Here is a 25,721-nt window from a genome sequence, read left to right as displayed (position 1 = left end):
GTCACGTCTGTCACGTCTGTCACGCCTGTCCTGCCCGTCCCGCTCATCGCTCTGTCCCCCGGCATCCGGCCCGTTCTTTTCCTCGCGCTCTCCTGCCACGATAGGCGCCGCGTACGACAGCGCCGGACGGGCTTGACTTCCAAGCCCGTCCGGCGCTGTTCCCGCGGTGGGACGCCTCGCTCTACCGCCCTACCGCCCTACCGCACGAAGACTCCCGCCTGGCTCGCCAGGTCCAGGAAGTACTGCGGGGCCAGGCCGAGCACCAGCGTGACCGCGACCCCGACCGCGATCGTGGTCATCGTCAGCGGGGACGGGACGGCGACCGTGGGGCCGTCCGCCTTCGGCTCGCTGAAGAACATCAGCACGATGACCCGGATGTAGAAGAACGCGGCGATCGCGGAGGAGATCACACCGACGACGACCAGTCCGCCCGCGCCACCGTCGGCCGCGGCCTTGAACACCGCGAACTTCCCGGAGAAGCCCGAGGTGAGCGGGATACCGGCGAAGGCCAGCAGGAACACCGCGAAGACCGCGGCGACCAGCGGGGAGCGGCGGCCGAGCCCGGCCCACTTCGACAGGTGCGTCGCTTCGCCGCCCGCGTCGCGCACCAGGGTGACGACGGCGAAGGCGCCGACCGTCACGAAGGAGTACGTGGCCAGGTAGAAGAGGACCGAGGAGATGCCCTCCGGGGTGGCCGCGATGACACCGGCCAGGATGAACCCGGCGTGCGCGATCGAGGAGTAGGCCAGCAGCCGCTTGATGTCGGTCTGGGTGATGGCGACGATCGCACCGCCCAGCATCGTGACGATCGCGACGCCCCACATGACCGGGCGCAGGTCCCAGGTGAGGCCCGGCAGCACCACGTACAGCAGGCGCAGCAGGGCGCCGAACGCGGCGACCTTCGTGGCCGCGGCCATGAAGCCGGTGACCGGGGTCGGGGCGCCCTGGTAGACGTCCGGGGTCCACATGTGGAAGGGGACGGCGCCGACCTTGAAGAGCAGGCCGGTCAGGATCATCGCGCCGCCGATGAGCAGCAGCGCGTCGTTGCCCATGGTGTCCGCGAGCGCCGGGTCGATCTTCTGGATGGACCCGTCCACGACGGAGGCGATCTTGGCGTACGAGACGGAGCCCGCGTACCCGTAGAGCAGGGCGATCCCGAAGAGCAGGAACGCCGAGGAGAAGGCGCCGAGCAGGAAGTACTTCACCGCGGCCTCCTGCGACATCAGCCGCTTGCGGCGGGCGACGGCGCACAGGAGGTAGAGCGGGAGCGAGAAGACTTCCAGGGCCACGAAGAGCGTCAGCAGATCGTTGGCCGCGGGGAAGACCAGCATGCCCGCGACCGAGAAGAGGATCAGCGGGAAGACCTCTGTGGTGGTGAACCCGGCCTTGACCGCGGCCTTCTCGCTGTCGCTGCCGGGCACGGAGGCGGCCTGCGCGGCGAACGAGTCGACGTGGTTGCCGTGCGAGGCGGGGTCGAGCCGCCGCTCCGCGAAGGTGAACACGGCGACCAGCGACGTCAGCAGGATGGTGCCCTGGAGGAACAGGGCGGGCCCGTCGATGGCGACCGCCCCCATCGCGGCGATGTGCGCCTTCGTCGTGCCGTATCCGTCGGCCGCCAGGCCGATCACCGCGGCGAACGCGGCGACCAGCGCGACGACGGTCAGGAAGATCTGCGTGTGGTAGCGGGCCCGGCGCGGCACGAAGGCCTCGACGAGCACTCCCAGTACGGCGACTCCGATCACGATCAGGACCGGGGTCAGCTGGGCGTACTCGATGACCGGCGCCTTGAACTTCTCGTCAGGAGCGGCCGATGTCACCCCGCCCGCCATTGTCCACAGGCTGTGGACAGCTGTTGCGCTCACTTGACGGCCTCCACCTCGGGCTGCGGGTCCTTCTTCTGTACGTCCGACATGGTGTGCTTCACCGCGGGGTTGACGATCTCGGTCAGCGGCTTCGGGTAGACGCCCAGGAAGATCAGCAGTGCGATCAGCGGGAGGACCACCACCAGCTCGCGGACCTTGAGGTCCGTCATGCCCTGGACCTCGGCCTTGACCGGTCCCGTCATCGTCCGCTGGTAGAGCACCAGGACGTAGATCGCGGCGAGCACGATCCCGGTGGTGGCGATGATGCCGGCCACCGGATAGGCGGAGAACACGCCGACCAGGACCAGGAACTCACTGACGAACGGGGCGAGCCCCGGCAGCGACAGGGTGGCCAGACCGCCGATCAGGAAGGTGCCGGCCAGGATCGGCGCCACCTTCTGGACTCCGCCGTAGTCGGAGATGAGCCGCGAGCCGCGCCGGGTGATCAGGAAGCCCGCCACCAGCATCAGCGCGGCCGTCGAGATGCCGTGGTTGATCATGTAGAGCGTCGCGCCCGACTGGCCCTGGCTCGTCATCGCGAAGATGCCGAGGACGATGAAGCCGAAGTGCGAGATCGACGCGTAGGCGATCAGCCGCTTGATGTCGCGCTGGCCGACGGCGAGCAGCGCCCCGTACACGATGCTGATCAGCGCCAGGACCAGGATCACCGGGGTGGCCCACTTGCTGGCCTCCGGGAAGAGCTGGAGGCAGAAGCGCAGCATCGCGAAGGTGCCGACCTTGTCGACGACCGCGGTGAGCAGCACGGCGACCGGGGAGGTCGCCTCGCCCATGGCGTTGGGCAGCCAGGTGTGCAGCGGCCACAGCGGGGCCTTCACCGCGAAGGCGAAGAAGAACCCGAGGAAGAGCCAGCGCTCGGTGCTGGTCGCCATGGAGAACGTGCCGTTGGCGCGGGCCTCGGCGATCTCGGAGAGCGAGAACGTCCCCGCGACCGTGTAGAGCCCGATCACCGCGGCCAGCATGATGAGGCCGCCGACCAGGTTGTAGAGGAGGAACTTCACGGCCGCGTACGAGCGTTGCGCCGCGGCGTTCTCGTCACCGCCACCGGCCGCGGCGGCTGCCGCGGAGGAGGTGGCCCGGTCGCCGAAGCCGCCGATGAGGAAGTACATCGGGATGAGCATGGCTTCGAAGAGGATGTAGAAGACGAAGACGTCGGTGGCCTCGAAGGAGAGGATCACCATCGCTTCGGTCATCAGCATCAGGGCGAAGAAGCCCTGGGTGGGCCGCCAGCGCCGGCTCTGGTTCTCCAGGGGGTCGGCGTCGTGCCAGCCCGCCAGGATGATGAAGGGCATGAGCAGCGCGGTGAGCGCCATGAGCGCCACCCCGATGCCGTCCACCCCGAGTTCGTACCGGACGCCGAAGTCCTTGATCCAGGCGTGCGATTCGGTGAGCTGGAAGCGGCTGCCGCCGGGTTCGAAGCGGGCGAGCACGATGCCCGCGAGCACCAGGGTGCCCAGCGAGAAGAGCAGCGCCAGCCATTTGGCGGCGGTGCGCCGTGCGGCCGGGACGGCGGCGGTGGCGATCGCGCCGATCGCCGGGAGCACCGCCGTCGCTGTCAGGAGGGGAAAGGACATGTGATCAGACCGCCCTCATCAGCAGGGTCGCGGCGATGAGAACCGCCGTACCGCCGAACATCGAGACCGCGTAGGAGCGGGCGTAGCCGTTCTGCAGCTTGCGCAGCCGGCCGGAGAGCCCGCCCATGGAGGCGGCCGTGCCGTTGACGACCCCGTCGACCAGGGTGTGGTCCACGTAGACCAGGGAGCGGGTGAGGTGCTCGCCGCCGCGGACCAGGACCACGTGGTTGAAGTCGTCCTGGAGGAGATCGCGGCGGGCGGCCCGGGTGAGCAGCGAGCCGCGCGGGGCGACCGCGGGCACGGGCTTGCGCCCGTACATCAGCCAGGCGACGCCGACTCCGATCACCAGCACCACCATGGTGGCGGCGGTGACGGTGGTCGCGCTGACCGGGGCGTCTCCGTGGCTGTGGCCGGTGACGGGCTCCAGCCAGTGCAGGAAGCGGTCCCCGATGGAGAAGAAGCCACCGGCGAAGACCGAGCCGAAGGCCAGCACGATCATGGGGATCGTCATGGACTTCGGGGACTCGTGCGGATGCGGCTCGTGGCCCTCCGCGTCCGGGACCCAGCGCTTCTCGCCGAAGAACGTCAGCAGCATCACGCGCGTCATGTAGAACGCGGTGATCGCGGCGCCCAGCAGGGTGACCGCGCCGAGGATCCAGCCCTCGGTGCCGCCCTTGGCGAAGGCCGCCTCGATGATCTTGTCCTTGGAGAAGAAGCCGGACAGTCCGGGGAAGCCGATGATTGCGAGGTAGCCGAGGCCGAAGGTGACGAAGGTGACGGGCATGTACTTCCGCAGGCCGCCGAACTTCCTCATGTCGACCTCGTCGTTCATGCCGTGCATGACCGAACCGGCGCCGAGGAAGAGCCCGGCCTTGAAGAAGCCGTGCGTCACCAGGTGCATGATCGCGAAGACGTAGCCGATCGGGCCGAGCCCGGCGGCCAGGATCATGTAGCCGATCTGCGACATCGTCGAACCGGCGAGGGCCTTCTTGATGTCGTCCTTCGCGCAACCGACGATCGCCCCGAAGATCAGGGTGACCGCGCCGACGACCACGACGACCAACTGGGCGTCCGGGGCGGCGTTGAAGATCGCGCCGGACCGGACGATGAGGTAGACGCCCGCGGTCACCATGGTGGCGGCGTGGATCAGGGCCGAGACCGGGGTCGGGCCCTCCATCGCGTCACCGAGCCAGGACTGCAGCGGCACCTGGGCGGACTTGCCGCACGCGGCGAGCAGCAGCATCAGGCCGATCGCCGTCAGCTTGCCCTCGCTCGCCCCGTCGGTGGCCGCCAGAACGGGGCCGAAGGCGAAGGTGCCGAAGGTGGTGAACATCAGCATGATCGCGATCGACAGGCCCATGTCACCGACCCGGTTGACCAGGAAGGCCTTCTTCGCGGCGGTGGCCGCGCTGGGCTTGTGCTGCCAGAAGCCGATGAGCAGGTAGGACGCCAGGCCGACGCCCTCCCACCCGACGTACAGCAGCAGGTAATTGTCGGCGATGACCAGGATCAGCATCGCCGCGAGGAAGAGGTTCAGATAGCCGAAGAAGCGGCGCCGGCGCTCGTCGTGCGCCATGTAGCCGATCGAGTAGATGTGGATCAGCGTGCCCACACCCGTGATCAGCAGGACGAACGTCATCGACAGCTGGTCGAGCTGGAAGGCCACATCGGCCTGGAAGCCCTCGACCGGAATCCAGCTGAACAGCTTCTGGTGCAGCGCCCGGTCGTCGGCGCCCTTCCCCAGCATGTCGAGGAAGAGCACCACGCCGATGACGAAGGAGGCGCCGGCGAGCAGGGTGCCGAGATAGTGGCCCACGCGGTCAAGGCGTCGGCCGCCGCACAGCAGGACCGCCGCTCCGAGCAGGGGCGCCGCGACAAGCAGCGCAATCAGGTTCTCCACGGTTCCAAGCTCCCCTTACAGCTTCATCAGGCTGGCGTCGTCCACCGAGGCCGAGTGGCGGGAACGGAACAGCGACACGATGATCGCGAGCCCGACGACGACCTCCGCGGCGGCGACGACCATCGTGAAGAACGCGATGATCTGGCCGTCGAGGTTGCCGTGCATGCGGGAGAAGGTGACGAACGCGAGGTTGCAGGCGTTGAGCATCAGCTCCACGCACATGAACACCACGATCGCGTTCCGCCTGATCAGTACTCCGGACGCGCCGATGGTGAACAGCAGTGCGGCGAGATAGAGGTAGTTGACCGGATTCACTTGGCGACCTCCTCTTCATCGGCGGCGTCCCGGCCGAGCCGTTCGCCGGAGCGCTGCTCCAGCGCCTTGAGTTCGGCCAGCGACTCGGTGGACACATCGCGCATCTGGCCGCGCTTGCGCAGCGTCTGCATCACGGTGAGTTCGGACGGTGTGCCGTCGGGGAGCAGACCGGCGATGTCCACGGCGTTGTGCCGGGCGTAGACACCGGGGGCGGGCAGCGGCGGCAGGTGGCTGCTGCGTACGCGGTCCTCGGACATCTCGCGCTGGGTCTTGGCCCGTTCGGTGCGCTCGCGGTGGGTGAGCACCATCGCGCCGACCGTCGCGGTGATCAGCAGCGCGCCGGTGATCTCGAAGGCGAAGACGTACTTGGTGAAGATGAGGCTGGCGAGCCCCTCCACGTTTCCGCCGTGCTCCGCGTTGGCGGTGCCGAGCCCGTTGAAGCTGTTCAGCGAGGCGTTGCCGATGCCGGCGATCAGGAGGACACCGAAGCCGAGGCCGCAGCCGATGGCCAGCCAGCGCTGGCCCTTGAGGGTCTCCTTCAGTGAGTCCGCCGCCGTGACACCGACGAGCATGACCACGAAGAGGAACAGCATCATGATCGCGCCGGTATAGACGACGACCTGGACGATGCCCAGGAAGTACGCCCCGTTGGCGAGGTAGAAGACCGCCAGGATGATCATGGTCCCGGCGAGGCTCAGCGCACTGTGCACGGCCCTCTTCATCAGTACGGTGGACAGCGCGCCGATCACGGCGACGATGCCGAGCACCCAGAACTGGACGGCCTCGCCCGTGGACGTCTGGGAGGCCGCGGCGGCCAGGCCGGTCATGCGTCCACCTCCTGCGCCGAGCCGTTGCTCTCGCTGTCGCCGTCGCTGTCGGACGGCTTCTCGCCCTTGGAGACGGCGGTCTGGCGTTCCGTGCCGGGGGCGGCCTCGGTGACCAGGCCCCGGTAGTAGTCCTGTTCGTCCGTGCCGGGGAAGATCGCGTGCGGGCTCTCGACCATGCCTTCCTCCAGGCCCGCGAGCAGCTCGTCCTTGGTGTAGATGAGGCTCTCGCGGGTGGTGTTGGCGAGCTCGAAGTCGTTGGTCATCGTCAGCGCCCGGGTCGGGCAGGCCTCGATGCACAGTCCGCACAGGATGCAGCGCGCGTAGTTGATCTGGTAGACGCGGCCGTAGCGCTCCCCCGGGGAGTAGCGCTCCTCCTCGGTGTTGTCCGCGCCCTCGACGTAGATCGCGTCCGCCGGACAGGCCCAGGCGCACAGCTCGCAGCCGATGCACTTCTCCAGGCCGTCCGGATGGCGGTTGAGCTGGTGCCGGCCGTGGAAGCGCGGCGCCGTCACCTTCGGCGTCTCCGGATACTGCTCGGTCAGCCGCTTCTTGAACATGGCCTTGAAGGTCACGCCGAAGCCGGCCACCGGATTCTGGAACTTGTCGTCCGAGGACTGCGGGGACTGGGCGGACCCGCCGGCCCCCGAGCCCCCGGAAGCCACACTCGACCCCGTCGGCCCGGTGGCCTTCGGCGGCCCCTGGGACCCCCGCGACTCAGGCAGTTCAGACATGGTCGGCCTCCTTTCCGTCACTCGGATTTCCGTCACTCTGAGTATCCACGCCGCCACTGACAACGAGCTCGCGTTCGCGGCGCGGTACGCGCCGCGGCACCGGCGGCAGGCTCTGTCCGGGCAGCGGTGGCACCGGGAATCCGCCCGCCATCGGGTCGAACGCCGGCTCCGGCTCCCGTTCCGCCTCGGCGTCCCGGCCCTTCTTGTCGCGGAACATGTCGACGACGAAGGAGATCAGCAGGATCGCGATCACGGCCCCGGCCACGTAGAGCAGGATCTTCGAGTAGTCGTAGCCCTCGTTGCGCAGCGCCCGCACCGTGGCGACCAGCATCAGCCAGACCACGGAGACCGGGATCAGGACCTTCCAGCCCAGCTTCATCAGCTGGTCGTAGCGGACGCGGGGCAGCGTGCCGCGCAGCCAGATGAAGAAGAACAGCAGCAGCTGGACCTTGAGGACGAACCAGAGCATCGGCCACCAGCCGTGGTTCGCGCCCTCCCAGAAGGTGCTGATCGGCCACGGGGCCCGCCAGCCGCCCAGGAACAGGGTGATGGAGACCGCGGAGACGGTGACCATGTTGACGTACTCGGCGAGCATGAACATCGCGAACTTGATGGACGAGTACTCGGTGTTGAAGCCGCCGACCAGGTCGCCCTCGGACTCGGGCATGTCGAACGGGGCGCGGTTGGTCTCGCCGACCATCGTGATGATGTAGATGATGAACGAGACCGGCAGCAGCAGGACGAACCAGCGGTCCTGCTGCGCCTCCACGATCTTCGAGGTCGACATCGAACCGGAGTAGAGGAACACCGAGGCGAACGCGGCGCCCATCGCGATCTCGTAGCTGATCATCTGCGCGCACGAGCGCAGACCGCCGAGCAGCGGGTACGTCGATCCGGAGGACCAGCCCGCCAGCACGATGCCGTAGATCCCGACCGAGGCGACCGCGAGGATGTAGAGCATCGCGATCGGCAGGTCGGTGAGCTGCATCGCCGTACGGTGGCCGAAGATCGAGACCTCGTTGCCGGACGGGCCGAACGGGATCACCGCGATCGCCATGAACGCCGGTACGGCGGCGACGATCGGGGCGAGGATGTAGACGACCTTGTCCGCCCGCTTGACGACCAGGTCCTCCTTCAGCATCAGCTTGATGCCGTCGGCCAGCGACTGGAGCATGCCCCAGGGGCCGTGCCGGTTGGGACCGATGCGCAGCTGCATCCAGGCGACGACCTTGCGCTCCCACACGATGGAGAAGAGCACGGTCAGCATCAGGAACGCGAAGCAGAAGACCGCCTTGACGACGACGAGCCACCAGGGATCGGTGCCGAACATCGACAGGTCCTCTGCGGCGAGCACCGCGCCGTGCGGGGCCGCGGCCAGTTGAGCGAGGGCAGTCACGCTCGCACCTCCGGTGTCTCGTCGGGAGTACCCGGTGCGGCGGGACCGATCCGCACCAGACCGCCGGGCTGGGCGCCGGTTGTGGCCGGCACGCCCCGTCCGGTGGAGTTCAGCGGCACCCAGACCACCCGGTCCGGCATGTCGGTGACCCGGAGCGGGAGTTCGACGCTCCCGGCCGGGCCGCTGACGGCCAGCAGATCGCCGTCCTTGACGCCGGTCTCCGCGGCGGTGACGGCGGAGAGCCGGGCGACCGCGGCGTGCCGCGTCCCGGCCAGCGCCGTGTCGCCCTCCTGGAGCCGGCCCAGGTCCAGCAGCATCCGGTGGCCCGCCAGGACCGCCTCGCCGTCACCGGGCCGGGGCAGCGGCTGGGCCGGTTCGCGCGGGTCCTCCGCGTGCGTGCCCTGCCAGCCGCCGAGCCGGTCCAGCTCGCGGCGGACCGACTTCAGGTCCGGCAGCGCGAAGTGGACGTCGAGCGCGTCGGCCAGCATGTGCAGCACCCGGGCGTCGCCCGGCGCGAGGGTCCGGGTCATCTGCTCCGGCTTCAGCGCGGCCTCGAACATCCGCGCCCGGCCCTCCCAGTTGAGGAAGGTGCCGGACTTCTCCGCGACCGCGGCCACCGGGAACACCACGTCGGCGCGGTCCGTGACCTCGCTGGGGCGCAGCTCCAGCGAGACCAGGAAGCCGACCCGGTCCAGGGCCTCCAGGGCCCGCTCCGGATCGGGCAGGTCCGCGATCTCGACCCCGGCGACGAGCAGCGCGCCCAGTTCGCCGGAGGCCGCGGCCTCGATGATCTGGCCGGTGTCGCGGCCGAACCGGGACGGGAGTTCGGCGACGCCCCAGAGGGCCGCCACCTCGTCCCGGGCCCGCGGGTCTGTGGCCGGGCGGCCGCCGGGCAGCAGCGACGGGAGCGCGCCCGCCTCCACCGCACCGCGCTCGCCGGCCCGGCGGGGAATCCACACCAGGGTGGCGCCGGTCGCGGTGGCGGCCCGTACCGCGGTGCTCAGCCCGCCCGGCACTCCGGCCAGCCGCTCCCCCACCACGATCAGGGCGCCGTCGCCGCGCAGCGCCTCGGCCGCGGCGGCTCCGTCGCCGTCCAGGCCGACGCCGCCCGCGATCGCGTCCAGCCACTCCGTCTCGGTACCGGGGGCGGCCGGCAGCAGGGTGCCGCCCGCCTTGGTGAGCCCGCGGGTGGCGTGCGAGGCGATCCCGAAGGTCCGCTGGCCGCTCTTGCGGTTGGCCTTGCGCAGCCGCAGGAAGACGCCGGGCGCCTCCTCCTCGGACTCGAAGCCGACCAGCAGCACGGCCGGGGCCTTCTCCAGCGAGGTGTACGTGACCCCGCCGCCGTCCAGGTCGCGGCCGCGCCCGGCGACGCGGGCGGCCAGGAAGTCGCCCTCCTCGCTGCTGTGCACCCGGGCCCGGAAGTCGATGTCGTTGGTGTCCAGGGCGATCCGGGCGAACTTGCTGTAGGCGTACGCGTCCTCGACGGTCAGCCGGCCGCCCGTGAGGACGCCGGCCCTGCCGCGTGCGGCGGCGAGCCCGGCGGCTGCCGCTGCCAGCGCCTCCGGCCAGCTCGCCGGCTCCAGCTCGCCGGACTCGCCCCGCACCAGCGGGGTGGTGAGCCGGTCGCGCTGCTGGGCGTAGCGGAAGCCGAAGCGGCCCTTGTCGCAGAGCCACTCCTCGTTGACCTCGGGGTCGTTGGAGGCCAGCCGCCGCATGACCTTGCCGCGCCGGTGGTCGGTGCGCGTCGCGCAGCCGCCGGCGCAGTGCTCGCACACCGAGGGCGAGGACACCAGGTCGAAGGGGCGGGAGCGGAACCGGTAGGCCGCCGAGGTCAGCGCGCCCACCGGGCAGATCTGGATGGTGTTGCCGGAGAAGTACGACTCGAACGGGTCGCCCTCGCCGGTGCCGACCTGCTGGAGCGCGCCGCGCTCGATCAGCTCGATCATCGGGTCGCCCGCCACCTGGTTGGAGAACCGGGTGCAGCGCGCGCAGAGCACGCACCGCTCACGGTCCAGCAGCACCTGGGCGGAGATCGGGACGGGCTTCTCGAAGGTGCGCTTCTTCCCGTCGAAGCGGGAGTCGGCGCCGCCGTGCGACATCGCCTGGTTCTGCAGGGGGCACTCGCCGCCCTTGTCGCAGACCGGGCAGTCCAGCGGGTGGTTGATGAGCAGGAGCTCCATCACCCCCTTCTGGGCCTTCTCCGCGACGGGCGAGGTGATCTGCGACTTGACGACCATGCCGTCGGTGCAGGTGATGGTGCAGGACGCCATCGGCTTGCGCTGGCCCTCGACCTCGACGATGCACTGGCGGCAGGCGCCGGCCGGGTCGAGGAGCGGGTGGTCGCAGAAGCGCGGGATCTCGATGCCGAGGAGTTCGGCGGCCCGGATGACCAGGGTGCCCTTGGGCACGCTGATCTCGATGCCGTCGATGGTCAGCGTGACGAGGTCCTCGGGCGGGAGAGCCGCCTCGCCGCCCCCGGAGGGCGCACTCGTGGTGACTGTCATGCGTTCACCCCCCGGTGAGCGTTCTTGTCGTCGGCCCAGACGGTCGACTTGGCGGGATCGAAGGGGCAGCCCTGGCCCGTGATGTGCTGCTCGTACTCCTCGCGGAAGTACTTGAGCGAGGAGAAGATCGGTGAGGCCGCGCCGTCACCGAGGGCGCAGAACGACTTGCCGTTGATGTTGTCGGCGATGTCGTTCAGCTTGTCCAGGTCGGACATCTGCCCCTTGCCGGCCTCGATGTCGCGGAGCAACTGGACGAGCCAGTAGGTGCCTTCGCGGCAGGGCGTGCACTTGCCGCAGGACTCGTGGGCGTAGAACTCGGTCCAGCGGGTGACGGCGCGCACGACGCAGGTCGTCTCGTCGAAGCACTGGAGCGCCTTGGTGCCGAGCATGGATCCGGCGGCGCCGACGCCCTCGTAGTCGAGGGGCACGTCGAGGTGCTCCTCGGTGAACATCGGGGTGGAGGAGCCGCCCGGGGTCCAGAACTTGAGCCGGTGGCCGGGGCGCATGCCGCCGCTGATGTCGAGGAGCTGGCGCAGGGTGACGCCGAGCGGGGCCTCGTACTGGCCGGGTCCCGCGACGTGTCCGCTGAGCGAGTAGAGCGTGAAGCCCGGGGACTTCTCGCTGCCCATCGACTTGAACCAGTCCTTGCCCTTGTTCAGGATCGCGGGAACCGAGGCGATGGACTCGACGTTGTTCACCACAGTGGGGCAGGCGTACAGACCGGCGACCGCGGGGAAGGGCGGCCGGAGCCGGGGCTGGCCGCGCCGTCCTTCGAGGGAGTCGAGCAGCGCCGTCTCCTCACCGCAGATGTAGGCGCCGGCACCCGCGTGCACGGTGAGTTCCAGATCGAGACCGGAGCCCAGGATGTCCTTGCCGAGATAGCCCGCCTCGTACGCCTCGCGCACGGCCTCGTGCAGCCGCCGCAGTACGGGGACGACCTCGCCGCGCAGGTAGATGAAGGCGTGCGAGGAGCGGATCGCGTAGCAGGCGATCACGATGCCTTCGATGAGGCTGTGCGGGTTGGCGAAGAGGAGCGGGATGTCCTTGCAGGTCCCCGGCTCCGACTCGTCGGCGTTGACCACCAGGTAGTGCGGTTTGCCGTCGCCCTGCGGGATGAACTGCCACTTCATCCCGGTGGGGAAGCCCGCGCCGCCCCGGCCGCGCAGACCGGAGTCCTTGACGTACGCGATGAGGTCGTCCGGGGGCATGGCGAGGGCCTTGCGCAGTCCCTCGTACCCCTCGTGGCGGCGGTACGTCTCCAGGGTCCAGGACTCGGGCTCGTCCCAGAAGGCGGACAGGACCGGTGCCAGAAGCTTCTCGGGGCTGGTCCCGTTCTTGTCGATTTCGGCGGCCAACGTCATCACTCCCCCTCCTCGGCGGCGGGACCGGCCGGGTGGTCCGGGTCGGATGCCGAGGTCTCTTGTGGTGCGTCGTGGGAGCTGAGGTGTTCGGCACCCTTCTGCGGTTCGTCACGCGGTGCTTCATCACGCGGTGCTTCGCCGCGCGGGCTCACCACGCGGGGCTGCGGGGTGGCCTCGCCCTTGGCCAGCTTCAGGCCGATCAGCGAGGCGGGTCCGGCGCCGCCGGTCGCCTCGACCGCGCCGGGGCGCTCGTCGGGGAAACCGGCCAGGATCCGGGCGGTGTCCTTGTACGAGCACAGCGGGGCGCCGCGGGTGGGCTCGACGGTGCGTCCGGCGATCAGGTCGTCGACGAGCCGCGTCGCGCTCTCGGGCGTCTGGTTGTCGAAGAACTCCCAGTTCACCATCACGACGGGCGCGAAGTCGCAGGCCGCGTTGCACTCGATGTGTTCGAGGGTGACCTTGCCGTCCTCCGTCGTCTCGTCGTTGCCGACGCCGAGGTGCTCCTTGAGCGTGTCGAAGATCGCGTCGCCGCCCATCACCGCGCAGAGCGTGTTGGTGCAGACGCCGACCTGGTAGTCGCCACTGGGCTTGCGCCGGTACATCGAGTAGAAGGTGGCGACCGCGGTGACCTCCGCGGTGGTGAGGCCGAGCAGCTCGGCGCAGAACGTCATGCCCGTACGGGAGACGAACCCCTCCTCCGACTGCACCAGGTGCAGCAGCGGCAGCAGCGCGGAGCGGCTGCCGGGGTAGCGGGCGATCACCTCCTTCGCGTCCGCTTCGAGCCTGGCGCGCACCTCGGCCGGGTAGGCGGGGGCGGGGAGCTGCGGCATCCCCAGACTGACTTCGCTGCGTGCTTCGGTCACCGGTCGACGCCTCCCATCACGGGGTCGATGGACGCGACGGCGACGATGACGTCAGCGACCTGGCCGCCCTCGCACATCGCCGCCATGGCCTGGAGGTTGGTGAAGGACGGGTCGCGGAAGTGGACCCGGTAGGGGCGGGTGCCGCCGTCCGAGACGACGTGCACGCCGAGTTCGCCCTTGGGCGACTCGACGGCGGTGTACGCCTGCCCGGCGGGGACCCGGAAGCCCTCGGTCACCAGCTTGAAGTGGTGGATCAGGGCCTCCATGGAGGTGCCCATGATCTTCCTGATGTGGTCGAGCGAGTTGCCGAGCCCGTCCGGTCCGAGCGCGAGCTGCGCGGGCCAGGCGATCTTCTTGTCGGCGACCATGACCGGCCCGGGGGCGAGCCGGTCGATGCACTGCTCGACGATCCGCAGCGACTGGCGCATCTCTTCCAGGCGGATGAGGAAGCGGCCGTAGGAGTCGCAGCTGTCGGCCGTGGGGACGTCGAACTCGTAGTCCTCGTACCCGCAGTAGGGATCGGTCTTGCGCAGGTCGTGCGGGAGTCCGGCGGAGCGCAGGACGGGACCGGTGGCGCCGAGCGCCATGCAGCCGGTCAGGTCGAGGTAGCCGACGTCCTGCATACGGGCCTTGAAGATGGGGTTGCCGGTGGCGAGCTTGTCGTACTCCGGCAGGTTCTTCTTCATGGTCTTCACGAACTCGCGCAGCTGGTCGACCGCGCCCGGCGGCAGGTCCTGGGCGAGCCCGCCGGGCCGGACGAACGCGTGGTTCATCCGCAGTCCGGTGATCAGCTCGAAGAGGTCGAGAACGAGTTCACGATCGCGGAAGCCGTAGATCATGATCGTCGTGGCGCCGAGCTCCATGCCGCCGGTGGCGATGCACACCAGGTGCGAGGAGATCCGGTTGAGCTCCATCAGCAGCACGCGCAGGACGGTCGCCCGGTCGGGGATCTGGTCCTCGATGCCGAGGAGCTTCTCCACCCCCAGGCAGTACGCCGTCTCGTTGAAGAACGGCGTGAGGTAGTCCATGCGCGTGACGAAGGTGGTGCCCTGCGTCCAGTTCCGGAATTCGAGGTTCTTCTCGATGCCGGTGTGGAGGTAGCCGATGCCGCAGCGGGCCTCGGTGACGGTCTCGCCGTCGATCTCCAGGATCAGCCGGAGCACACCGTGGGTGGACGGGTGCTGGGGGCCCATGTTGACGATGATGCGCTCGTCGTCCGAGGCGGCCGCCGACTGGACGACCTCGTCCCAGTCGCCGCCGGTGACTGTATATACAGTCCCCTCGGTGGTCGCGCGGGGTGTCGCGTGGGGAGTGGTCATCAGGAGTACGACCTCCGCTGGTCCGGAGCCGGGATCTGGGCGCCCTTGTACTCGATGGCGATGCCGCCGAGCGGGTAGTCCTTGCGCTGCGGGAAGCCCTGCCAGTCGTCCGGCATCATGATCCGGGTGAGGGCGGGATGCCCGTCGAAGACGAGCCCGAAGAAGTCGTACGTCTCGCGCTCGTGCCAGTCGTTGGTCGGGTAGACCGCGACGAGGGACGGGATGTGCGGATCGCTGTCCGGCGCGGACACCTCCAGCCGGATGAGCCGGCCGTGGGTGAGCGAGCGCAGGTGGTAGACGGCGTGCAGCTCGCGTCCCTTGTCACCGAGGAAGTGGACGCCGCTCACCCCCGTACAGAGCTCGAAGCGCAGTGCCGGGTCGTCGCGCAAGGTCTTCGCGACGGTGGGCAGGTGCTCGCGGGCGATGTGGAAGGTGAGCTCGTCGCGGTCCACGACGGTCTTCTCGATGGCGTTGTCCGGGAGGAGGCCCTGTTCCTCCAGGGCGCCTTCGAGCTCGTCGGCCACCTCGTCGAACCAGCCGCCGTACGGGCGCGAGGTGGCGCCCGGCAGCGTGACGGTACGGACGAGCCCGCCGTAGCCGGAGGTGTCGCCGCCGTTGTTGGCGCCGAACATGCCCTTGCGTACGCCGATGACCTCGCCGGTCTCGTCGCGCGGGGAGGGGACGCCGTTGGCGCCGGGCTCCTGGTCGCTCATCGCAGCAGCCCCTTCATCTCGATCAGGGGCAGTGCGTTGAGCGCCGCTTCCTCCGCCTCGCGGGCGGCCTCCTCCGCGTTGACCCCGAGCTTGGAGCCCTGGATCTTCTGGTGGAGCTTGAGGATCGCGTCGATCAGCATCTCGGGACGCGGCGGGCAACCCGGCAAATAGATATCAACCGGCACAATATGATCAACACCCTGAACAATGGCGTAATTATTGAACATCCCGCCCGATGACGCGCAAACCCCCATGGAGATGACCCACTTGGGATTCGGCATCTGGTCGTAGACCTGCCGCAGGACGGGCGCCATCTTCTGACTGACCCGTCCCGCCACGATCATCAGGTCCGCCTGCCGCGGCGATCCGCGGAAGACCTCCATCCCGAACCGGGCCAGGTCGTAGCGACCGGCCCCGGTCGTCATCATCTCGATGGCGCAGCAGGCGAGGCCGAAGGTGGCCGGGAATACGGAGGACTTCCGTACCCAGCCGGCGGCCTGCTCGACAGTGGTCAGCACGAAGCCGCTGGGCAGCTTCTCTTCGAGTCCCATGGTGTGCCCCTCAGCCCCTCAGTCCCATTCCAGACCGCCGCGACGCCACACATACGCGTAGGCGACGAAGACGGTGAGCACGAAGAGCAGCATCTCGACGAGCCCGAAGATCCCCAGGGCGTCGAAGGTGACCGCCCAGGGATAGAGGAAGACGATCTCGATGTCGAAGACGATGAAGAGCATCGCCGTCAGGTAGTACTTGATCGGGAAACGGCCGCCTCCGGCTGGAGTGGGGGTGGGTTCGATACCGCACTCGTACGCTTCCTGCTTTGCCCGGTTGTACCGCTTGGGGCCGATAAGCGTGGCGCTGACCACGGAGAAGATCGCAAACCCCGCCCCGAGGGCGCCGAGCACGAGGATGGGCGCGTAGGCATTCACGCTCCTCGCTCCTTCCAGTCGTCCTTGACCGTTGGACCGCATCGGGCGATCTGGCTCGCCACCTCACCAAGATCGTGCACATGTGAGGCAGTTCACAAGCCCGACTGCCCCGCATCCTATGCCCGCCATCCTGTGATCTGCGACACGGGGTACGACAACGCCTTTGTGATCTCCACCACCTGACGAACGATCATGAAGTCGGATGAGCGGTGATCTTCACACACGAAGCGGCCGAGTGATCACGAGACGTGACATCCGGTGCTGTCATGGCTGGTCAAAGAGGTGTTGCCCTATCAAGCGATGGCACCTACAGCCAAATTGGCGATGGACGCGATGCGGTGATATAGGGATCTGCCCCACTCTGGGGGCGGGGCGGGTCAGTGGGGACCGCCGGGGGGCACCGAGGAGATGACCGGGGCCCAACCCGAGGAGACGCGATGGACGAAGTGCCAGCATCCGGACATCAATCTTCTTCCGGACGAATGGGCCATCACGCATGGCCAGTTCGACGCCCGCACCACACCTCTCGCGCGAGGCGCTCGTATGCCCGTCACGCTGAGACCATGCTGTGACCTGCGTCACTCAACCGTCGCCGTCATATAAGCGGGCTTGGCCAACGGTGTGAACGGATGGTAAGTGACGGGCAATTCGGGCGTATTACCGAAAACCCGTGATCACAGCCGTGATTGCGTCTGCCCGATTTGCCCGTTACGGCGTCAATAAAGGCCCCGGGAAAGCGGATTCACAGATTCCGGACGTAACTGTGTCGCAACACACGTTTCTTGATGGGACCCCTGGGGCCCTGATAGCGCTAGTACCCATGTCCCACACCGCTCTCATACCCAGCCACCGGAAGCCCCGCCAAAGCGCCTCGAAGACGGCGCTGCGGGCCGGAGTTGCCGGTGGCGTCCTCAGCACCATCGCGGTCGCAGGCGCTGCCGGTCCGGCCCAGGCCGAGCCGGTGACCCAGACCATCGAGATGCCCACCATCACGGCCGGCCTCTCCACCACCGTCGCGGCGTCCGCGGAGGCCACGCAGCAGGTCGCTCTGGACCTGGAGACGCAGGCCAACGAGGACGCGGCAGCCGCCACCGCCGCCAAGGCCGCCAAGAAGGCCAAGGCAGAGGCCGTCCGCAAGGCAGAGGCCAAGAAGAAGGCCGAGGCCGCCGCGAAGGCCAAGGCAGAGGCCAAGGCGGAGGCCGCCGAGCGCGCCTCCCGCTCCGCCGAGCGCACGACGCTCAGCGCCCCCTCCGGCTCCTCCTCGTCCGGCTCCTCGGTGTCGACCGCCTCCGCGCCGGCCTCCTCCTCCGCATCGGGCTCCGCGGCCTCGGTCGTCTCGTTCGTGCAGATGCAGGTGGGCGACGCGTACGTCTCCGGCGGCACCGGCCCCAACTCGTGGGACTGCTCCGGCCTCGTCCAGGCCGCGTTCCGCACGGTGGGCGTCGACCTGCCGCGCGTCTCGCAGAGCCAGTCGACCGCGGGCACCCAGGTCGGGCTCGGCAACCTCCAGCCGGGCGACATCCTGTACTGGGGCGGCGCGGGCAGCGCGTACCACGTCGGGGTCTACGTGGGCGGCGGCCAGTTCGTCGGCGCGCAGAACTCCTCGACCGGCGTGGTGCAGAAGTCCCTGGACTACGACCCGCCGTCGGGCGCGGTCCGCGTCCTCTGATTCACGTCACCTGAGTCAGGTCACCTGAGTTCACGGATTCACAAGCGCCTCGGCGCACATCGGATGGCCGTCGCTCCCCCGCTCGGGAGCACGGCCATTCGGCGTTTCCGGGCGCCGGCTCCGGCGGGAACCCGACATCACCCCCGGCGGTCACCGTTGACGTCGCGAACCTGCCGGACTCCGGCCGCGTGCGCTTGTGAACTGGAGCGAACAGCCCCGCTCCACCGAGCACAGGACGGCCCCGTCGTGCCCACCGAACTCACCACCCCCACCAGCAGCACCCCCCGCCACACGTCTTTACGCGGCTGGTGGGCCGTGTCCGCCGTGACGCTGGCCCTCTTCGCCATCGTCACCACCGAGATCCTCCCGATCGGCCTCCTCACCCCGATCGGGGCCGAGTTCGGCGTCCCGGACGGCGCGGCGGGCCTGATGATGACGATGCCCGGCCTCCTCGCCGCCGTCGCCGCCCCTACGGTGACCCTCGCGACGGCCCGCGTCGACCGCAGGCTGATGCTCTGCGCCCTGGTCCTGCTGCTCGCGGCGGCCGACTTCCTCACCGCCGCCGCGACGGCCTACTGGCTGGTGCTGGTCGCCCGGGTGCTCGTCGGCATCACCATCGGCGGCTTCTGGTCGATCGGCGTCGGGCTGGCGGGCCGGCTGGTCCGCCCCGCGTCGGCCGGGCGGGCAACGGCGGTCGTCTTCGCGGCCGTACCCCTCGGTTCGGTCCTCGGCGTCCCCGCCGGCACGTTCATCGGTGATCTGGCGGGCTGGCGCGCGGCGTTCGTGGCGATGGGGCTGCTGAGCACCTGCGCACTGGCCCTGCTGCTCCTGACGCTCACCGCCCTGCCCCCGGCCGCGGTCACCCGCCCCTCGGTGCTCCGCGCCCTGCTGCGCGGCACGGGCACCCGGTACGCGCTGCTGATGACGTTCCTCATCGTCATCGCACATTTCGCCACGTACACCTACGTAACCTCCTTTCTCCGGCAGGTCACCGGCACCGATCCGGGCCAGATCACCGGGTACTTGCTGATCCACGGCGCCGCCGGGGTGGCCGGCAACTTCATCGGCGGCGCACTGGTCACGCGCGCGCCCCGCCTCGCCTTCGGAACGGCCGCCGCCACGATCGCCGCCGCGACCGCCCTGCTGCCCGTCCTGGGCCGCACCGACGCGGGCGCCCTCGCCCTGCTCGTCATCTGGGGACTCGGCTACGGCGCGGTCCCGGTCTGCTCCCAGACCTGGTTCGCCCGAGCGGCTCCACAGGCACCCGAGGCCGCCACGGTCCTGTTCACCGCGTCCTTCCAGGCAACGCTGGCCGCCGGCGCGCTCACCGGCGGCGCGATCGTCGACCACACCTCGCTCCGGGCGGTCATGTGGTGCGGGGCGGGGGTGGCGGGGCTGGTGGTGGCCGTAACGGCGGCGGCCCCCCAGGACGAACTCCCCGGCACGGCCGAGGGCCGCCGCTTCCGGGCACGGGCTCTATGACCTTGGCCTATCCGCGTAGCAGGTTCTTGATCGCTGATGGGCCGGTGAAGTCGGTGGCGAGTGCGTCCATGAGTACCTCGTCGCACACTTCACCGAGCCAGTACCCGGCCTGTCTCAGGGTGCCGGCGCGCTTGAATCCGGCTCGTTCGTAAGCGTGAATGCCGGCGGCGTTGGGGGCGAGGACTTTGAGCCAGACCATGCGCAGGTTGGTGATGTGAAAGGCGTAGTCGAGGGTCAGTCTGGTGGCCTGGCTGCCCAGGCCACGGCCGCGTGCCTCAGGGCCGAGCATGACGATGTACTCGGCGGTGCGCACGGAGTCGTCCGGCAGCAGGGTGGTGACGCCGACCGGGATAGGGGTCTCCTTGGCGGTGTCGTAGACGGTGAAGCGGATGTTGCTGCCGCTGAGCTGGGCGGCCATGCCCTCGGTCCGCGCTTGTAGGGACTGGGGGCTTTGGCGTCCGTAGCCGACCAGGAGTCCGGGGTCCTGCTCCCAGCGCCAGTAGGTCTCCACGAGGTCGGGCCGGTAGGGGCCGAGGGCGCAGGTCTCGGTGGTGATCCACAGGATCGGCTCAGGGGCGCTGATGGCGGGCTCCGAGGGTGAGGACGGGTGTGTATGCCCGGGTGGACGGCGGTTCGGCAACGGGGCGTTCGTCAACAGTCTGCACCCAGGCGTGCAGCCGGACCGGGTCAGCGGCGACGCCGTGGCACCAGGTGACCTGGAGACGGCGTGCCGCCAGCAGCACCACGACGGCAGCGGACTCCTCCAGGCAGGCCGTTCGCCCCGGTGACCACCATGCCGCTGCCCTGACCGCGTGGACTGCGGCGAGGGCTGCTGAGGGTGTGGCGGGCCGGCGAGAGGTTGACGCCACGACGGCGACGAGCCGGACGATACGGAGCATGGCCTTGCCGGCCGCTCCGGCATGCTTGACCGCGAACACGAGAGCCAGGGCAGCACCTGCCGCAAGTGTTGCGGGCAGCGAGGTGCGCTGTGGGCGCTGCAGACCGGCCTGGTGCTCGATGCCGCCCCAGCTCGCTCTGGGCGTACTGGCCGCCACCACCTTCCTCCAGGGCACAGGAACCATGGCGGGAGTCAGCAGTCCACCGGTGATCAAGGCACGGGCCAGGGCCACGGGCATCGTGTCGAGCCGTCCGGTCCGCGCGGCGTTTGCCCAGTGGGCTGCGGCGGAGGGCAGCAGGCACCGAACCCGTCCGTCGCAGTAGTCGATGAGGACCATGACGTGCCCGAAGTCGACGGACCGGGCTGTGCTGCGGGCTGCGGCGAACAGCGGGATGTCAGTCATGGTGCGCCTTGACGGAGTGGTCCCAGGCGGAGAGGGGGGTCCGGTGGTGTGCGCGGAGCCATGCCTCGGCAGTCAGTGCCTGCTCGATCGATGCCAGCGGTGCCGGGATGCCGGCGGCGGCCTCTCGGAGTTTGGTGCGGAAGCGGCCTGGGTCGATGAGGCCGAGCTCGGCGAGGTGGCCGTCCGCCAGGTCCAGGAGATCAGGGAGGTTGGCGCGCATCCCGGTGAAATGGTCGGCTTCGAAGGTGCCCTTGGTGTCGCGCGCCGCAACCGTGTCGGGGAGCAGGCCCGTCATCGCGGCGCGAAGTACCGGCTTGTAGGAATGGATGGCGGGACGCTGTTCCAGCGGCACCGTCAGCATCGCGGTCACCACCTGTGGGTCGAGGAAGGGGTTATGCAGACTGACGCCGCAGGATGCGGCCAGGGCAGCGTCGGCGGTAGCACTACGAGCGATCTCACGGACCTCGTCCGCCAGGGCGCGGATGGAGCTGTCCAGTCCCGGCAGCAGGTCCTCCGCTCGGGCCGCCTCGTCGGCTGCGTCAGCCAGGAGATTCCGCGCGGCTGAGGTGGCCCAGGAGGGAAACGGGACGAGCGGGAACCAGCACGCTTGACCTTGGTCGTGCCGGTCAGGTGATCCAACATCCTGGGCTAGCTGCCGCAGGGCTTCATGCCGGGTGAGACAGGCCGCCCGGTGGGCGTCACGCAACAGCGAGAGCGGAGTGTCGTGCCTCAGCCGCGCCCAGCCGAAGGCCTCGCCGGCCGCCTGCCGCCATCGGCGGTGACGGATCAGGTCGGCAAGGTGGAGCGGCGGCTGGAACAGGACGCTGTCGCCGCCGTCACCGGTCAGGTGCGTACGCGCGCCCAGATGCGTACGCATCCACCGCATCTGGCCGATGAGCCGGGCCCTGGTCAGAGTGGACGGCACCGGCTCGTCGGTGGCCGGCACCGCAGTGATCGCGGTGTAGGGAAGATGCTCGGTCCCCAGCGGCAGTTGGAAGTGAACCATACGGTCCTCGTTGGCCACGGCGGTCAGACGCGCATAGCGCAGATCGGCACCCTCAAGGTCGCCGTCCGGATGGATTGTGACAGCAGGAAGCTGCTTGCCGACCGGCAGGGCCTGCGCGGCCAGGACGGCGATCGAGGTGGAATCGAGACCGCCGGACAGATCGCAGGACAGATCCGGGTCGGCCGTTACGCGCAGCGACACGGCGGCAGCCAGGACCTCACGCAGCCGATGCGGTGCGGGCAGCCCGGACACCGGAGCCGGATGCCAGGTCACGGTGCAGCCGAACGGCCGCATATCAGCCGGCAGTTTGATCCGGCTGCCCGGCGGCAACTGCTTCACGCCACTGAAGAAGGTGTGCTCCCCGGCCAGGGCGGGCACCGAGGGCAGCAGGATCGAGGACACCAGCCGCCTCGGGTCGACACCCGCTCCTTGCAATGCTGCGAGAAGGCGGCTTGAGGTACACCACGCCCAGCCCTCGTGAAAACGAATGGCGTATACGGGATACGCCGAGGCCGGGTCGGTGTGGATCAGGACGGCGTCCTCACGTTCTTCGACGACCGCGTAGGCCCCGGGCCAACGCCAGGCCACGTCGTCGGGAAGGGGATGGTCGAGGAGGCCGTCCAGGTCTGCGCGCGAGGCGCCGCAAAGGCCGAGGACGATGATGCGCCGGCGCCCTGTCGTGGCGCCGACCACGCGGGCGGAGACACCGAGACCCTGTACGCACCAGGTCCTCACGCCGGCGGATACGGGCTGGGACCCGGTCGGCAGCGGGCCGGTGCCAATCGGTGTGCTGAATCCTCCGAAGATCACGGCATCCTCCGGGCGAAGCGGACAGACAAGGACGGGAACAGGGGGTGGCGCCGCCCGCGACCGGGCTCACCACCCCCGCATGGCGCATCAGTTGTATGCGCGACGCTTGTCCTCGCTGCTGCCCTGGCCCTGTCCCTCGGTCAAGGTCGCGGCGTCGCCGATCTCCACGACCAGCGGTTCCTCGGCTGTGGCCAGGTCGGTGCTGAACAGTCCGTCCATCGGATTCCCCTTCTCGGCAGGTGTCTCTGCCACCTGGGCACTGGCGCCTGGGCGGCTGCTGGACTACTTCTATGACACCGCCCGCCTGCACGGGCCGACAGATCTGCAGTTGGGGACTTCGTAGAACTCAAGGGTGGGACCGAACTGGAACTCTGCTGGTGTCCAGGCAGCTCAGGGGGCACCCAGGAGATCGAGGACGGCTTGGCGGTAGACCGCGTACACCTGGGGCAGTTCGGCAAGGCTGGCTCGTTCGTCGATGCCGTGCAGGCCCTCGTAGGGCACGCCGAAACCGGCGGTGGCCGGGATCCCGTCACCATGCCCGGCCAGCAGGTTGCCAATGTTCGAGGGGCCGGCGACCTTCGCCCGCACCGCCAGCCCCATCACGTTCGCCGCAGCCATCAACGCGGCAACGGGCTGCTCGTCGGGCTGCAGCTGGAAGGGAGGCCAGCAGGCCACCGGCGTCACCACAGTGGGCGCCGGCCCGGGGAACTCGGCATCAAGTCCGGCGGCGGCCTTGCGGACCAGCGTCTCAGCGGCCTCGGCATCGAAACCGGGAGTCGTACGCACGTCCACGTTCAGCTCACACCGGTCCGCGGTGACGGAGAAGCCCTCACCACCCCGGATAGCGGTCACGCTCAGCTTGGCCGACAACGGAAAACCCGACCCGTCGCCCGGGGCGGCCGGTAGGTCTGCCTCCTCCAGCAGCTGAACCAGGCGGGCGGCGCGAGAGATCGCACTGACCACCAGGCGTCTGGACCCGGAGTGCCCGGCGGGGGCGTGCACTGCGATCACCGCCCGCCATAGCCCGCGCCCGCCGACGACGACCTCGTCCAAGCCGGGGTAGCCGATCATCACCCCGGCCGGGCGCTCAGCGCTGGGATCGGCGAGGTAAGCGCGAGCACCGCCGAAGCCACCCGTGTGCTCATCGACATCGAGCAGCACCGCCAGGCCCCCCTTCAACCTGCTGGCATCGCGATGCAGGTCGGCGGCGATGTGACAGAACGCGGAGGCAGCCAGCTTCGAGTCGGCCGCCCCTCTGCCCCTCAACCACTGGCCGGCTACGTCACCGATCGTGGGCGGGAACGACCACGCGCCCTCATCTCCGAACGGCGCGGTGTCGACGCAGGCGTCCAGGGCCCACCACCGGCCGGACCGGCCACCGGCGATCTCCACGAGCAGGCCGACGAGCTGACCGTGCTCGTCGTGCAGGCGCCGGTGCGGCAGCGAACGCCCCGTCAGCCAGGACTCCAGAACGGCCAGGACGGGAGCGTAATCGTCGATGCCGCCACGGCTCGGCCGCCGAATCAACTCCTGGGCCAAGTCGACGACCGAAGAAGCCTGTTCAGCAGCTTCGGCGACCAAGTTGTTCCTCATACTTCTCCTCGCCTCAGCATTCGGCCTGCCGCAAAGGCAGTGCTCGCACAGCCTCCATCGTCTCCACCAGCCGGGCAGACGCGCAGGCCTCTCGGGCATGCTGGACCAACCCCACCGCCGCCTCGCGGCCCAGCAGGACCCCGCAGTCGAAGCCTTCAGCACCATGGAAGCTCGGCAGCGGCACTACGGCCTCGCTCTCGGAGGCCACGAAAAAGCGTTCCATCGCCGACAGCGGCTCCACCAGACCGATATGCAGCGTCTTGACTCCGTTACGGCGCTCCAACGGATCACGCAGCTCCAACAACCGCACCAAGTGCTCGGAAAGAGCCCGATGACGCGGCGGACCGTAGAGCACCCGGTAATGCACCAGATCGGCCTGCTCGGCCACCACCCTCTCGATAGCCGCCAAATACGCCCCCTCCCGGCTGCGACTGCCCGTCACCACGAGCCTCTCCCGCGCTCCAGCCACCACATCGACCATGGCCGCGATGAGATCGGTGTATCTGGTCAGCACTCGGACGACGACATCGGTACCCGACGCCTCCAGAACACTGATGCTGCCGAGACCGTCCTGATGAGTGAAGAGAACCTCCGACGACTGGCCGTACAACTCGCACAATCCCGCCCGGTTCTTGATCCCGGTGCGCCTTCGGCCCGACTCCCAGGCACTGAGCAGACTCGCATCGGTTGCACCGCCTGTGACCGCGTTGAGCTGCTCCGCCGCCTCCTCCAACGTCAGATTGCGAGCTAAGCGGGCACGCCGCAGCGCCGACCTCGCTCCCGCTGCCCCACTCGTCATAGCCCCACCCCACGCCATTTCAGGTTGTCCCTGCCGATACCGTTCTTAGCCCACCACTGCGAACATTCCCATCGGGAACCGCTTGCATCTGCTCTGACCGGTCCGGTCTCAGCCAGCGAATCGCGATGGCCCCGGGGCCCCAGCCGGTTCAACGAGGACGAACCAGACCGTCTTGGCGTTCCGTACCCGCCCGCCGCGCGTCGTGGTCCCCCACCGGTCCGTCAGGCTCTCCACGATGACGAGCCCGCGCCCGCTCTCCGCGTGCGGCGCGGCGCCCGGCCTCGGCAGCCGGCCGGGCTCGCCGTCGGTCACGTAGACCATGACCTGACGCCGGTTCACCGTCACATCGACCCGGATGCGGGCGGACCGCGTATGGCAGTGCGCGTTGGACACCACCTCGCTCACGCACAACCGGGCGTCGTCGACCAGCCTTGGGTGCTCGGTGGCCCGCAGCAGCGTGCCCACGAAGTCCCGCGCGACCCGGGGTGCGGTGGGGCTGTTCGGCGCGACGAGCCGGTATCGCTCGCCGCGCTGCGGGAGGTACGGGGCGGGCGGGGGCGGAACGGTTACGGGGGTCATGGCGCGGTCTCCCTACGGGTGCGGGTCTCCGGTACGTCGCCGGACCGTTCCGGTGAACCGTGGCATCGGCCGCATCCCGGGCAAGGTGAACTCGCCTACGGGTGGCTGCACTTCGGAGCGCCGAACCGTTTCCGGTCGATACGCCAGGACATTAGGGCGCAACATTGGGA

23 protein-coding genes are annotated in these 25,721 nt (G+C 69.2%); 2 read left to right on the top strand and 21 right to left on the bottom strand.

The window, feature by feature from the left end; translation table 11 throughout:
• Positions 1-197: 197 nt before the first annotated feature.
• The 14 genes from nuoN to OG892_RS23855 are packed head-to-tail and all read right to left on the bottom strand — an operon-like array spanning position 198 to position 16,312.
• A complete protein-coding gene (nuoN, locus tag OG892_RS23920) occupies positions 198-1,862 on the bottom strand; it encodes an NADH-quinone oxidoreductase subunit NuoN (protein ID WP_199884276.1) in 1,665 nt (554 codons plus the stop codon).
• A complete protein-coding gene (locus OG892_RS23915; protein WP_073732745.1) occupies positions 1,859-3,454 on the bottom strand; it encodes an NADH-quinone oxidoreductase subunit M in 1,596 nt (531 codons plus the stop codon). The genes nuoN and OG892_RS23915 overlap by 4 nt, the downstream gene beginning before the upstream one ends.
• Positions 3,455-3,458: 4 nt before the next feature.
• The gene (gene nuoL, locus OG892_RS23910; protein WP_328865822.1) at positions 3,459-5,354 is read right to left on the bottom strand and encodes an NADH-quinone oxidoreductase subunit L; all 1,896 of its coding nucleotides are present in this window, start codon (positions 5,352-5,354) and stop codon (positions 3,459-3,461) included.
• A 15-nt stretch (positions 5,355-5,369) separates the two neighbouring features.
• On the bottom strand, positions 5,370-5,669 hold the full coding sequence (gene nuoK, locus OG892_RS23905) for an NADH-quinone oxidoreductase subunit NuoK (RefSeq protein WP_024493678.1): 300 nt from the start codon (positions 5,667-5,669) through the stop codon (positions 5,370-5,372).
• Positions 5,666-6,496, bottom strand: a complete 831-nt coding sequence (locus tag OG892_RS23900; protein ID WP_073732747.1) for an NADH-quinone oxidoreductase subunit J — start codon at positions 6,494-6,496, stop codon at positions 5,666-5,668. Before OG892_RS23900 ends, nuoK begins: the two co-directional genes overlap by 4 nt.
• The gene (gene nuoI / locus OG892_RS23895; RefSeq protein WP_371630248.1) at positions 6,493-7,227 is read right to left on the bottom strand and encodes an NADH-quinone oxidoreductase subunit NuoI; all 735 of its coding nucleotides are present in this window, start codon (positions 7,225-7,227) and stop codon (positions 6,493-6,495) included. Before nuoI ends, OG892_RS23900 begins: the two co-directional genes overlap by 4 nt.
• On the bottom strand, positions 7,220-8,623 hold the full coding sequence (nuoH, locus tag OG892_RS23890; protein WP_371630247.1) for an NADH-quinone oxidoreductase subunit NuoH: 1,404 nt from the start codon (positions 8,621-8,623) through the stop codon (positions 7,220-7,222). Before nuoH ends, nuoI begins: the two co-directional genes overlap by 8 nt.
• Positions 8,620-11,127: an NADH-quinone oxidoreductase subunit G gene (locus OG892_RS23885; protein ID WP_371630246.1), complete on the bottom strand. Its 2,508-nt coding sequence runs from the start codon at positions 11,125-11,127 to the stop codon at positions 8,620-8,622. The genes nuoH and OG892_RS23885 overlap by 4 nt, the downstream gene beginning before the upstream one ends.
• On the bottom strand, positions 11,124-12,491 hold the full coding sequence (gene nuoF, locus OG892_RS23880) for an NADH-quinone oxidoreductase subunit NuoF (RefSeq protein WP_327338500.1): 1,368 nt from the start codon (positions 12,489-12,491) through the stop codon (positions 11,124-11,126). Before nuoF ends, OG892_RS23885 begins: the two co-directional genes overlap by 4 nt.
• Positions 12,488-13,318 carry an NADH-quinone oxidoreductase subunit NuoE gene (nuoE, locus tag OG892_RS23875; protein ID WP_073732751.1) on the bottom strand — a complete coding sequence of 277 codons (831 nt, stop codon included), beginning with the start codon at positions 13,316-13,318 and terminating at the stop codon, positions 12,488-12,490. The genes nuoF and nuoE overlap by 4 nt, the downstream gene beginning before the upstream one ends.
• A 29-nt stretch (positions 13,319-13,347) precedes the next feature.
• Positions 13,348-14,670, bottom strand: coding sequence for an NADH-quinone oxidoreductase subunit D (locus OG892_RS23870; RefSeq protein ID WP_073732752.1), 1,323 nt, complete (start codon positions 14,668-14,670; stop codon positions 13,348-13,350).
• Positions 14,670-15,383: an NADH-quinone oxidoreductase subunit C gene (locus tag OG892_RS23865; RefSeq protein WP_073732753.1), complete on the bottom strand. Its 714-nt coding sequence runs from the start codon at positions 15,381-15,383 to the stop codon at positions 14,670-14,672. Before OG892_RS23865 ends, OG892_RS23870 begins: the two co-directional genes overlap by 1 nt.
• Entirely contained in the window at positions 15,380-15,934 is a 555-nt protein-coding gene (locus OG892_RS23860; protein WP_024491742.1) for an NADH-quinone oxidoreductase subunit B family protein, read from the bottom strand. Before OG892_RS23860 ends, OG892_RS23865 begins: the two co-directional genes overlap by 4 nt.
• An 18-nt stretch (positions 15,935-15,952) precedes the next feature.
• Positions 15,953-16,312: an NADH-quinone oxidoreductase subunit A gene (locus OG892_RS23855; protein ID WP_024491741.1), complete on the bottom strand. Its 360-nt coding sequence runs from the start codon at positions 16,310-16,312 to the stop codon at positions 15,953-15,955.
• Positions 16,313-17,132: 820 nt separating this feature from the next.
• Here OG892_RS23855 and OG892_RS23850 point away from each other — a divergent pair.
• Together OG892_RS23850 and OG892_RS23845 are read left to right on the top strand one after the other, a co-directional pair.
• Positions 17,133-17,981 (top strand): C40 family peptidase, encoded by an 849-nt coding sequence (locus tag OG892_RS23850; RefSeq protein WP_073732754.1) that lies wholly within the window; start codon positions 17,133-17,135, stop codon positions 17,979-17,981.
• Positions 17,982-18,227: 246 nt separating this feature from the next.
• A complete protein-coding gene (locus tag OG892_RS23845; protein ID WP_371630245.1) occupies positions 18,228-19,463 on the top strand; it encodes an MFS transporter in 1,236 nt (411 codons plus the stop codon).
• A 7-nt stretch (positions 19,464-19,470) separates the two neighbouring features.
• Here OG892_RS23845 and OG892_RS23840 read toward each other — a convergent pair whose 3' ends face one another.
• The 7 genes from OG892_RS23840 to OG892_RS23810 all read right to left on the bottom strand — a co-directional run bounded on the left by OG892_RS23840 (position 19,471) and on the right by OG892_RS23810 (position 25,551).
• Positions 19,471-20,028 (bottom strand): GNAT family N-acetyltransferase, encoded by a 558-nt coding sequence (locus tag OG892_RS23840; RefSeq protein WP_371631676.1) that lies wholly within the window; start codon positions 20,026-20,028, stop codon positions 19,471-19,473.
• A 4-nt stretch (positions 20,029-20,032) separates the two neighbouring features.
• Positions 20,033-20,764, bottom strand: coding sequence for a lasso peptide biosynthesis B2 protein (locus OG892_RS23835; protein ID WP_371630244.1), 732 nt, complete (start codon positions 20,762-20,764; stop codon positions 20,033-20,035).
• A complete protein-coding gene (locus OG892_RS23830; RefSeq protein ID WP_371630243.1) occupies positions 20,757-22,580 on the bottom strand; it encodes an albusnodin/ikarugamycin family macrolactam cyclase in 1,824 nt (607 codons plus the stop codon). The genes OG892_RS23835 and OG892_RS23830 overlap by 8 nt, the downstream gene beginning before the upstream one ends.
• An 87-nt stretch (positions 22,581-22,667) precedes the next feature.
• A complete protein-coding gene (locus OG892_RS23825) occupies positions 22,668-22,832 on the bottom strand; it encodes an albusnodin family lasso peptide (RefSeq protein ID WP_371630242.1) in 165 nt (54 codons plus the stop codon).
• A gap of 138 nt (positions 22,833-22,970) precedes the next feature.
• A complete protein-coding gene (locus OG892_RS23820) occupies positions 22,971-24,173 on the bottom strand; it encodes a M20 family metallopeptidase (protein ID WP_371630241.1) in 1,203 nt (400 codons plus the stop codon).
• Positions 24,174-24,186: 13 nt separating this feature from the next.
• Positions 24,187-24,906 (bottom strand): XRE family transcriptional regulator, encoded by a 720-nt coding sequence (locus OG892_RS23815; protein ID WP_371630240.1) that lies wholly within the window; start codon positions 24,904-24,906, stop codon positions 24,187-24,189.
• Between the two features lie 174 nt (positions 24,907-25,080).
• Positions 25,081-25,551, bottom strand: a complete 471-nt coding sequence (locus OG892_RS23810) for an ATP-binding protein (protein ID WP_371630239.1) — start codon at positions 25,549-25,551, stop codon at positions 25,081-25,083.
• Positions 25,552-25,721 lie beyond the last annotated feature (170 nt).

Origin of the sequence: Streptomyces sp. NBC_00341, from assembly GCF_041435055.1 — a bacterium.
Taxonomy (GTDB): Bacteria; Actinomycetota; Actinomycetes; order Streptomycetales; family Streptomycetaceae; genus Streptomyces.
Note: the sequence above shows the minus strand (reverse complement) of the source record. Positions and strands in the feature narration are given on the sequence as shown.

Excerpts from the sequence above, each read along its gene's own strand:
- OG892_RS23850 (WP_073732754.1), top strand. The coding sequence starts at position 17,133 with ATGTCCCACACCGCTCTCATACCCAGCCACCGGAAGCCCCGCCAAAGC.
- OG892_RS23870 (WP_073732752.1), bottom strand. The coding sequence starts at position 14,670 with ATGACCACTCCCCACGCGACACCCCGCGCGACCACCGAGGGGACTGTA.
- OG892_RS23915 (WP_073732745.1), bottom strand. The coding sequence starts at position 3,454 with ATGTCCTTTCCCCTCCTGACAGCGACGGCGGTGCTCCCGGCGATCGGC.
- nuoI (WP_371630248.1), bottom strand. The coding sequence starts at position 7,227 with ATGTCTGAACTGCCTGAGTCGCGGGGGTCCCAGGGGCCGCCGAAGGCC.
- OG892_RS23835 (WP_371630244.1), bottom strand. The coding sequence starts at position 20,764 with ATGACTGACATCCCGCTGTTCGCCGCAGCCCGCAGCACAGCCCGGTCC.
- OG892_RS23820 (WP_371630241.1), bottom strand. The coding sequence starts at position 24,173 with ATGAGGAACAACTTGGTCGCCGAAGCTGCTGAACAGGCTTCTTCGGTC.
- OG892_RS23865 (WP_073732753.1), bottom strand. The coding sequence starts at position 15,383 with ATGAGCGACCAGGAGCCCGGCGCCAACGGCGTCCCCTCCCCGCGCGAC.
- OG892_RS23900 (WP_073732747.1), bottom strand. The coding sequence starts at position 6,496 with ATGACCGGCCTGGCCGCCGCGGCCTCCCAGACGTCCACGGGCGAGGCC.
- OG892_RS23860 (WP_024491742.1), bottom strand. The coding sequence starts at position 15,934 with ATGGGACTCGAAGAGAAGCTGCCCAGCGGCTTCGTGCTGACCACTGTC.
- OG892_RS23885 (WP_371630246.1), bottom strand. The coding sequence starts at position 11,127 with ATGACAGTCACCACGAGTGCGCCCTCCGGGGGCGGCGAGGCGGCTCTC.
- nuoE (WP_073732751.1), bottom strand. The coding sequence starts at position 13,318 with ATGCCGCAGCTCCCCGCCCCCGCCTACCCGGCCGAGGTGCGCGCCAGG.
- OG892_RS23810 (WP_371630239.1), bottom strand. The coding sequence starts at position 25,551 with ATGACCCCCGTAACCGTTCCGCCCCCGCCCGCCCCGTACCTCCCGCAG.